Source organism: Draconibacterium sp. (genome assembly GCF_041583095.1).
In the GTDB taxonomy this organism is placed as follows: domain Bacteria; phylum Bacteroidota; class Bacteroidia; order Bacteroidales; family Prolixibacteraceae; genus Draconibacterium.
Genome location: NZ_JBFHGM010000227.1, coordinates 1 through 8,095, shown reverse-complemented (window position 1 = coordinate 8,095; position 8,095 = coordinate 1). Strand labels below are relative to the sequence as shown.

The following is an 8,095-nucleotide window of genomic DNA, read 5'->3' as shown; positions in this document are numbered from 1 at the left end:
TAAAGCCAACCACATTCAGGCTTATAAAGACTGGGGGAAAGTAAAAGGAACTCCGGTACGCGTGCGCGACCGTGGCGAAGTAAAAACCCTGCAAAAACCAACTTTTGGCGAAAACCTGCGCTTCTTTTTAAGTTACCAGGTTGGCCACATGTACATGCGTTATTTTATGTGGAACTTTGTGGGCCGGCAAAACGATGTGCAGGGCCATGGAGGTTTTCAGAATGGAAACTGGGTAAGCGGAATCTCATTTATAGATGAGCCAAAAACAGGGCCGCGCGATAACATGCCCGAGTGGATGAAAAATGATCCGAGCCGAAACGTGTATTACTTTTTGCCGCTGTTGCTGGGGCTTCTGGGTTTGTTCTTTCAATATAACCAGGGCAAAAAAGGCAAAGAAACATTTGCAGTAACCATGCTGCTGTTTATCCTTACCGGCCTTGCCATTGTGGTTTACCTCAACCAGTATCCGTACCAGCCACGCGAACGCGATTATGCTTACGCCGGCTCGTTTTATGCCTTTGCCATATGGATTGGTTTGGGTGTGCTGGCCATTTATTCCGGTTTAAAGAAAGTGCTGAAAGGAGCGCCGGGAGCAGTGCTGGCAACAGTAATTTCGGTGGTGGCCGTGCCGGGAGTGCTGGCATCGCAGAACTGGGATGATCACGATCGCTCGGGAAAATACATGACACGCGATTACGCCATCAATTACCTGGAATCGTGTGCGCCAAATGCAATTCTTTTTACCTATGGCGATAACGATACTTTCCCGCTGTGGTATGTGCAGGAAGTGGAGGGCGTACGCCGGGATATAAAAATCATAAACATCAGTTACCTGGGTATGGACTGGTACATCAATCAGCAGCAGTTTAAAACATACGATGCCGATCCGGTACCATTTACTTTCACAAAAGATAAATATTACATGGGCCGTATGGATGCGGTGCTTTTCCAGGACCGGATAAAAGGATCGGTAGAGCTGAGCGAAGCCATGGAGTTTTTAGGTAGCGACGATGTGCGTACCAAAGTAAAAGTTACCAGCGGAGATATGATGGATTACCTGCCGTCGCGCGATTTCCATATTACGGTTGATAAGCAAAAGGTTCTGGATTCGGGAACTGTAAAACAAAAAGATGCCGGACTTATTGCCGACAGAGTAAGCTTTAAGATTTCGGATAACCTGATCTCGAAAAGCGAAATGGCCGTGCTGAATATGATTGCTGCCAACAATTGGGAACGCCCGATATATATCGATCACAGTTTGGTATTCACAGGAAATATTCATTTTCTCGACTGGTTGCAGTTTGAAGGGCTTGCCTACAGGTTTGTGCCGATACGAACACCAAAACAAGGTGTTACTGCCGGACGAATCGATACGGATATTCTTTACGATAACGTGATGAATAAGTTTGTTTGGGGAAATGTAAACGATCCGTATATTCATATGGACGAGTACAACCGCAAGCAGATAAACATTATGCAGGCGCAATATATGTTTACGCGTTTGTCGCAAGCTTTACTGGCCCAGGGAGAAAGAGAAAAAGCCATTGAGGTGGCGGATAAAATGTTTGAGCTTTTCCCGAACGAGAAAATTCCGCTCGATTACAGTTCGTTCCAAATGGCAGCACAGTATTACGGTGCCGGGGCCACAGAAAAAGGAAATGAAAAAGTGCGTATTATGGCGGATAACTGTTTTGCTTTGCTTGATTATTATGCTTCGTTGCCCGACAATTTTGCGGCAGCAGTACAAAGCGAACAAAATCGCCAGATCTCACATTTACAAAACATGATAATTCTTACGCGAAACTACAAACAAGAGGAATTGAATACTGAACTGGATGCCAAATTGCAGGAATTGATTGTAAAGTTTCAGAATAAAGCCGGTTCTTAATCGCTGTTTTTTTGAATTTGCCGGAATAATTTAGTGGCTAGTTTTTTACCCCGCGACCGAATGCCGGCTGTAGGATGGAATTCCATCTCCTGCTCGATTAACTGCAGTACCTCCGGTTTTAGGTCGGGTTCCAGTTCTGATATGTTGTAAAGAATTTGCATGGCATGCACGCGCACGGCTACGGCTTCGCTGCCCGAGGTAAATATATCAATGCAATAATCAAAAAGAAATCCAATGTGTTCTTCCGGTAGGGAATTCATGCTGATAAGCTTTAACCAGTGACGTCGTTTGCTGGCATTCTTCTCTGTTTTTAATTGCCCGATCAGCGTCGGAAGATAAGGCTGTAAAAGCTCCGGTCTTTCATCATGAATTTTATCGACAAGGTAAGCCGCACGCCAGCTTTTTTGCCGGGTGTCGTTGAGGGCAAGGTGGATGAGGGTATTAAACTGTGCCGGATCGTTAAGCATTGATGCGGCAACAATTTCAATGTTTTCCCATACATCAAGATGTTCGAAAAGTTCTTGTTCAGTCATCAGCGGTTGATTTTCAAGTGCGCAGAAAAGATAGAAAATATTCTTCAAGTTTCTATTTTTACCGAATGATTCAAGTTACCTGCGCCATAATTATCGATCACGGAAAAATCCTTGTTGCTCAAAACAACGAAAGCTCCGATCATCCTTTTCAATGGGAATTTCCCGGTGGGAAAGTAAAATCCGGCGAAACAGAAAAAGAGTGTGTCATTCGCGAAATAAATGAAGAATTAAATCTGACAGTGGAAGTTCAGGGAGCACTAACTCCGGTTGAACACGATTATCAGATTAAAGCCATCCGTTTGATTCCCTTTGTTTGTTCGTTGGTTTCAGGTAATCTAAAATTGAACGATCATAACGCTGTAAAATGGGTGACGATTGACGAATTGGATGAGCTTGACTTAGCAGAAGCCGATAAGGAGTTACTTGAAATGGGTGAAAACCGTAAGCGTTTAAAGAAATACACCGGGAAAAAGATGCACTAAGCCCGACAAAACACCTGCCCAGCCAATTATCGATAAAATCATATACAAAACCGTGTGTCGTCGTTGGGCATAGTATTTATTGGCCAGAAAGGCACCAATGGGGATGGTTAAAAAAACCGGTGTGGCAATTATAACTCCCCAAAATCCGTAGTTCGATTTCATACGGGTAATAAAGCGGTTTCGGCGGGTAAATATTCGTTTTTTCTTTTTCTTCGATCTGTTGATACACCAGTTGCGGTATCGTCCCCGCATGGAATTCGGAATAGCTTTGCACAAACATGGCCACAAACGCATTAATCCGCGGTTTAAGGGTTGGCTGATGTAGTAAAAAAACAGAAATCCGCCGATGCCCCCGGTAAGCACAGCCAACAGCGCATACTTGTAATCAAGTCCGATAATCATGGCATAAGGAAGAGTAACAATATACTTAACCGATGCCAGCAATACGATATGTAGTATTTTAAGCAACACAATTACCCTTTTCGTGTGCTGATAGAACGCACGAGGGATGGAAAAGGTTGCGTGCCCCGGATGTGCTTTATATATTCTTAACGATTATTAAACATCTTAGCCAACCACATTAATCGGTTGCCCGTCAATAAACGCCTTGAGATTGTCAACTGCAATCTTCATTAACCGTTGGCGGGCCTCAAGCGTTGCCCAGGCAATGTGTGGCGTTATAAAGCAGTTCTTGGCTTTTGGCAGCTGATTTTCGGGCCGGGCCGGCTCAACCGACAACACATCGAGGCCGGCACCTGCAATCTTCCCCGTGTTTAGCGCATCAGCCAAATCCTGTTCATTTATCAGTGGTCCGCGGCCGGTGTTTATCAAAAAAGCCGTTGGTTTCATTTTTGCAATGCTTGTTTTATTTATGAATCCCTGGTTCTCGCTGGTTAGCGGGCAGTTAATGCTAATAAAATCGCTGCTCTCCAGTAAAGTATCAAAATCTACCTGATGTGCATCCAGATCGGTAGTTTTTTTGCTGCGGTTGTTAAAAATAACTTTCATTCCAAAAGCCAGTGCTATGTGGGCAACGGCTTGTCCAATCTGCCCAAAACCAATAATACCCAGTGTTTTCCCGGCCAGCTCGGTTTGCGGCGATAACCAGTAGGCAAAGTCCTTACTAGAGGCCCATTCGCCGTTGCTTACCGATTTGGCGTGCAGGGCCACGTTATTGGTAAAATGCAATATGTGGGCAAAAACCAATTGCGCCACCGACTGCGTGCTGTACGCCGGAATATTGCAAACGGTAATTCCTGCGTCGTTTGCGGCAGCTGTATCAACCACATTATAACCTGTTGCAAGTACTCCAATGAATTTTAGCTTTGGCAGCTTGCTTATGATTTCGCGGTTTAGTATGACTTTGTTGGTGTAAACGATCTCGGCATCTGCAGCCCGCTCGAGGATTTGCTCAGGAGCGGTGCGGTCGTAAACGGTTAATTCTCCCAGTGTTTTCATTTTCTCCCAGCTTAAGTCTCCGGGATTTAGTGCATAGCCATCCAAAACAACGATCTTCATACTTCTGATTTTTTATTTCTTGTCAAAAATAAACAAAATGAGCAACCCGCTTATTTCGCGAATCGAAATGAAAGCTCTATATTTAATGTGTTATACAAAAAAAGATAAAATATGGACGAATTAAATTGTGGATTCTTTGCCCGGCACAATACTGTCTTTACTGTGCTGTGTTAGCTATTCACAAAAACTAATGACCCTATGGAAACGAGTAACCCTGGCAGTGCACCTGCCATAAAAAAACTAAGAATTCTACTGGCTGAAGACGACCAGATTAATCAGAAGTTGTTTTCGTATATGTTAAACGATATTGCCGAAGAACTGCTTATTGCGTCAACGGGAGTAGAAGCCATAAATATGCATAAAGAACATTCTGATATCGATTTAATTTTAATGGATTTAAAGATGCCCGAAATGGATGGCTACGAGGCTGTGAAAAATATAAGGGAATCGGATAAGGCGATAAAAATATTTGCCTTATCGGCCTTTGCCCCCGAAACGCAGAAGGCAGCATCAAACGGAAACGATTTTAACGATTACGTGAGCAAACCCATTCGTAAAGCTGATCTGCTAAAAATTATCGGGAAACATTTTTAAAACTATTTCAACTTAAAATCAAAACTCTTTAACTATTCCGATGGTAAATCCCAGGTCATCGGCTTCGTCGGTAATAAGTGGCCGGTTGAGAACGATATCAAGCTTTGTTTTCAGGGGGACAAATTCTGCAGAAAGATCAAGAACTTCTCCTAAAACAAAAGCATCCCACTCTTTTTCCACCACTTTAACGGCAATGGTTTTCAGGTTGCCCGAGAGTATCCATTTATCGAGGTGTTTGGTATAGTTGTACTGCGCGTTGATAAAACCGCCGTCCTGATAGCGGTCGCCACGTTGCAGCGACATCCATGGCGAAACTTCAGCAGTAAAGGTATGCACCGAATTTGAGGGCTTCCGGAAAAAGTTCCAGTTCCAGGTAACTACCGGCTGAATCCACGAAAGGTTGTCAACCGTTTCGCTGTATTGGTAACTGATAAAAATTACCCGCGACCGATTGGGTATTATTCGCGCTTCCTGTCGCGCAAAAACAAGGCTGTCGGCTTTTATCGATTCATGGGTGTGGTTCATTCCGCCAATTAAATAAATCGGAGTCAGGTTTTTTAAATCGTGGGCGTAGTAAAAATACAGGCTACAGGGGCCGCCAACCGAAAACTCAGTACTAAACTCGCCCGTTGGTTTTTCCTCGGTAAATAAATTGGTGGGATCGAGCCATTGCGAACGCAGCGAAACACTGGTTTGGGCCTTGCAATTCAATACAAAAACGAATAGAAGTGTGGCGATGCCAATGCGGTAAATACAGGTTTTAGTTGTCATGGTTAAGTTGATTGTAGTTAAACCTAAAAATCGCAGGATTTCTGATTTAAATGAATACTTTCTGAATAAATAGACGCTTAATTCCGGGAAATACCTATTGATTTTAACATAAGATGTTTAAATTTAGAGCACCAAAAACGTTAAACTTTTGCCTTTGCAGGCAGAAATAATGAAGTTCTTCTTATTGCAATAAAGCAGTTGCCCATTATAAATTGCACAACTAAAAGCACAAAATGAAAAACAATCGAATCAGAAACGTATTAAAAGGCCTCAGTTTTACATCAGCGATGTTCATCTTTCAGGCGTGTTATGGTACCCCGCAGGATTTCGGATACGATAGACTGGTTGAAGGACAGGTTACTTCCGAAACAACCGGATTGCCGATAAAGGGGATTAAAGTATCCGTTGCCGGTGATAACAGTTATTACGTCACAACAGATGATGAAGGGAAATTCTTGATGTATTCGGAAAAATTTGAGAATTTAGTGGTTGGATTCGAGGATATTGATGGGGCAGAAAACGGTTCTTTTCAGAATTTGCTCAAAGCGGTTGAGGACGCCAGCGAATCGGTCTATCTGGAAATAGCGATGAAAGAAAAAGAATGATTGCGCTTAAAAAATATGCTTTCAGGCAATTCAAAAAGATAGAGACCCGGGCGCACGAACTAAATTATTTGTTTTGGGAGTGTACCACCCGGTGTAATTTAAATTGCATCCACTGCGGAAGCGATTGTGCAAAAGACAGCGCTTTTACCGATATGCCGCTCGATGATTTTCTGAAGGCAGTTGACACCATTGAAGATAAAGCCCCAAATTTTACCATCGTATTTACCGGAGGAGAACCTTTGTTGCGAAACGATTTGGAACACTGCGGAAAAGAATTGAGGAGGAGAGGGTTTCGGTGGTCGATGGTCTCAAACGGACACCTGTATAGCCAGGAAAGGCATTCTTCATTATTAAATGCCGGAATGGGTGCATTAACGATTAGTCTCGATGGCTTGGAAGCGTCGCATAACTGGATGAGAAATAATCTTACCAGTTTTCAGAAAGTGCTAAATGCTATTGAGTTGGCGGCTTCAGCCAGGCGTTTAAACTTTGATGTGGTTACCTGTGTAAATCAGAAAAACATTAACGAGCTGAGGCAGATTAAAGACCTACTGCTTGCAAAAAACGTCAAAGCCTGGCGTTTATTTACCATTATTCCGATTGGCCGTGCGGCAAACAATCCCGACTTGCAATTAACCAATAAGCAGTTTGTCGAGCTGATGGATTTTATTGCCGAACAACGAAAGACAAAAGACATTGATGTGAAATTTAGTTGCGAGGGATACGTGGGCAAATACGAATCGCTGGTGCGCGATAGCTCTTTCTTTTGCCGGGCAGGGATTAATATTGGCTCGGTTTTAATCGACGGCTCCATTTCGGCTTGCCCAAATATAGATAGAAACTTTGCGCAGGGAAATATTTATACCGACAATTTTTACGAAGTGTGGCAGAATAAATTTCAGCCCTTTCGAAATCGGAACTGGACAAAAACCGGGCAGTGTAAATCGTGCCGCGTGTACAAGGATTGCCAGGGAAACGGATTTCATAACTGGCACGGCAACAAACAGAATGTTTTAGTTTGTCATCATCAGAAAATAGAACAGGGAAGTGCGTAGTTATCCCTGCAGTGTTCCGAAGCTTCGGGACTTACCCGCTGCAGGAATAAGGTTAATAAGGTTTTGCAATGTTGTGTGTGGGTTGCTACTAAGGTTAATTTTGAAAATAAGGTTTTTAGGCGAAGAAATTATAAACCTTATCGAATTGGGGAACCTTAGTAGCCTGTGTTTATCAATTCCAGCCAGCCTTATTATTTTTTGTTGATGGCTTGCACAGCAAGAGCGGTGAGATTACGTCATACTGATGTCCGCTGCCCGTCTTCCCCTTGTAACAGAACGCCCCTCAATGCGTATAAAACAAAGCCTGCTGCGTACCGCAGTGATCATATTTTACGACCGTATATTTTAAAGTTATAACATTAAATCAAAAGCTATGAATCCAACAAGTAATATAAAAAGGGATCACATTGAAAATCCACCAAAACCAGCGTAAAAATGGGTCACATTGAAAATCCGGTGGAGAAGTAAAAAGTATCTCACTTAGAAGTTTCAATATTGAATAAAAGCGAGCAAGTATAAGCGACATTCTTTTGGCTTATCAGCCGGATTCTACTCTTTGGTTTAGCCCAAAGAGTAGACAGAAAACCCAAGGCTGCGTCCGCTTCCCTCGGAAAAGCTACGCGATGCCGACTAAAATTACTGAACTCGT

8 protein-coding genes and 1 pseudogene are annotated in these 8,095 nt (G+C 43.1%); 5 read left to right on the top strand and 4 right to left on the bottom strand.

Annotated elements, in window-relative coordinates:
• Positions 1 to 1,888, top strand: a pseudogene (locus ABZB17_RS17330) (hypothetical protein); the annotation flags it as partial.
• On the opposite strand, the gene ABZB17_RS17325 reads toward ABZB17_RS17330, so the two are convergent.
• A complete protein-coding gene (locus ABZB17_RS17325; RefSeq protein WP_372651967.1) occupies positions 1,885 to 2,421 on the bottom strand; it encodes a hypothetical protein in 537 nt (178 codons plus the stop codon). The pseudogene ABZB17_RS17330 and the gene ABZB17_RS17325 overlap by 4 nt on opposite strands.
• A 65-nt stretch (positions 2,422 to 2,486) precedes the next feature.
• On the opposite strand from ABZB17_RS17325, the gene ABZB17_RS17320 reads away from it, so the two are divergent.
• Positions 2,487 to 2,903: a (deoxy)nucleoside triphosphate pyrophosphohydrolase gene (locus ABZB17_RS17320; RefSeq protein WP_372651965.1), complete on the top strand. Its 417-nt coding sequence runs from the start codon at positions 2,487 to 2,489 to the stop codon at positions 2,901 to 2,903.
• Here the strand turns inward: ABZB17_RS17320 and ABZB17_RS17315 are convergent.
• Positions 2,871 to 3,371: a hypothetical protein gene (locus ABZB17_RS17315; protein WP_372651963.1), complete on the bottom strand. Its 501-nt coding sequence runs from the start codon at positions 3,369 to 3,371 to the stop codon at positions 2,871 to 2,873. The two genes, ABZB17_RS17320 and ABZB17_RS17315, sit on opposite strands and share 33 nt — an antisense overlap.
• 99 nt (positions 3,372 to 3,470) lie before the next feature.
• On the bottom strand, positions 3,471 to 4,421 hold the full coding sequence (locus ABZB17_RS17310) for a D-2-hydroxyacid dehydrogenase (protein ID WP_372651961.1): 951 nt from the start codon (positions 4,419 to 4,421) through the stop codon (positions 3,471 to 3,473).
• Positions 4,422 to 4,619: 198 nt separating this feature from the next.
• Here ABZB17_RS17310 and ABZB17_RS17305 point away from each other — a divergent pair, with 198 nt between their 5' ends.
• Positions 4,620 to 5,015 carry a response regulator gene (locus ABZB17_RS17305; RefSeq protein ID WP_372651959.1) on the top strand — a complete coding sequence of 132 codons (396 nt, stop codon included), beginning with the start codon at positions 4,620 to 4,622 and terminating at the stop codon, positions 5,013 to 5,015.
• 18 nt (positions 5,016 to 5,033) lie between these two features.
• On the opposite strand, the gene ABZB17_RS17300 is transcribed toward ABZB17_RS17305, so the two are convergent.
• Positions 5,034 to 5,786 carry a hypothetical protein gene (locus ABZB17_RS17300; protein WP_372651957.1) on the bottom strand — a complete coding sequence of 251 codons (753 nt, stop codon included), beginning with the start codon at positions 5,784 to 5,786 and terminating at the stop codon, positions 5,034 to 5,036.
• Positions 5,787 to 6,019: 233 nt separating this feature from the next.
• Here ABZB17_RS17300 and ABZB17_RS17295 point away from each other — a divergent pair, with 233 nt between their 5' ends.
• Complete coding sequence (locus ABZB17_RS17295; protein ID WP_372651955.1) at positions 6,020 to 6,391, top strand: hypothetical protein; 372 nt, start codon at positions 6,020 to 6,022, stop codon at positions 6,389 to 6,391.
• On the top strand, positions 6,388 to 7,446 hold the full coding sequence (locus ABZB17_RS17290) for a TIGR04133 family radical SAM/SPASM protein (RefSeq protein ID WP_372651953.1): 1,059 nt from the start codon (positions 6,388 to 6,390) through the stop codon (positions 7,444 to 7,446). The genes ABZB17_RS17295 and ABZB17_RS17290 overlap by 4 nt, the downstream gene beginning before the upstream one ends.
• Positions 7,447 to 8,095: the final 649 nt, after the last annotated feature.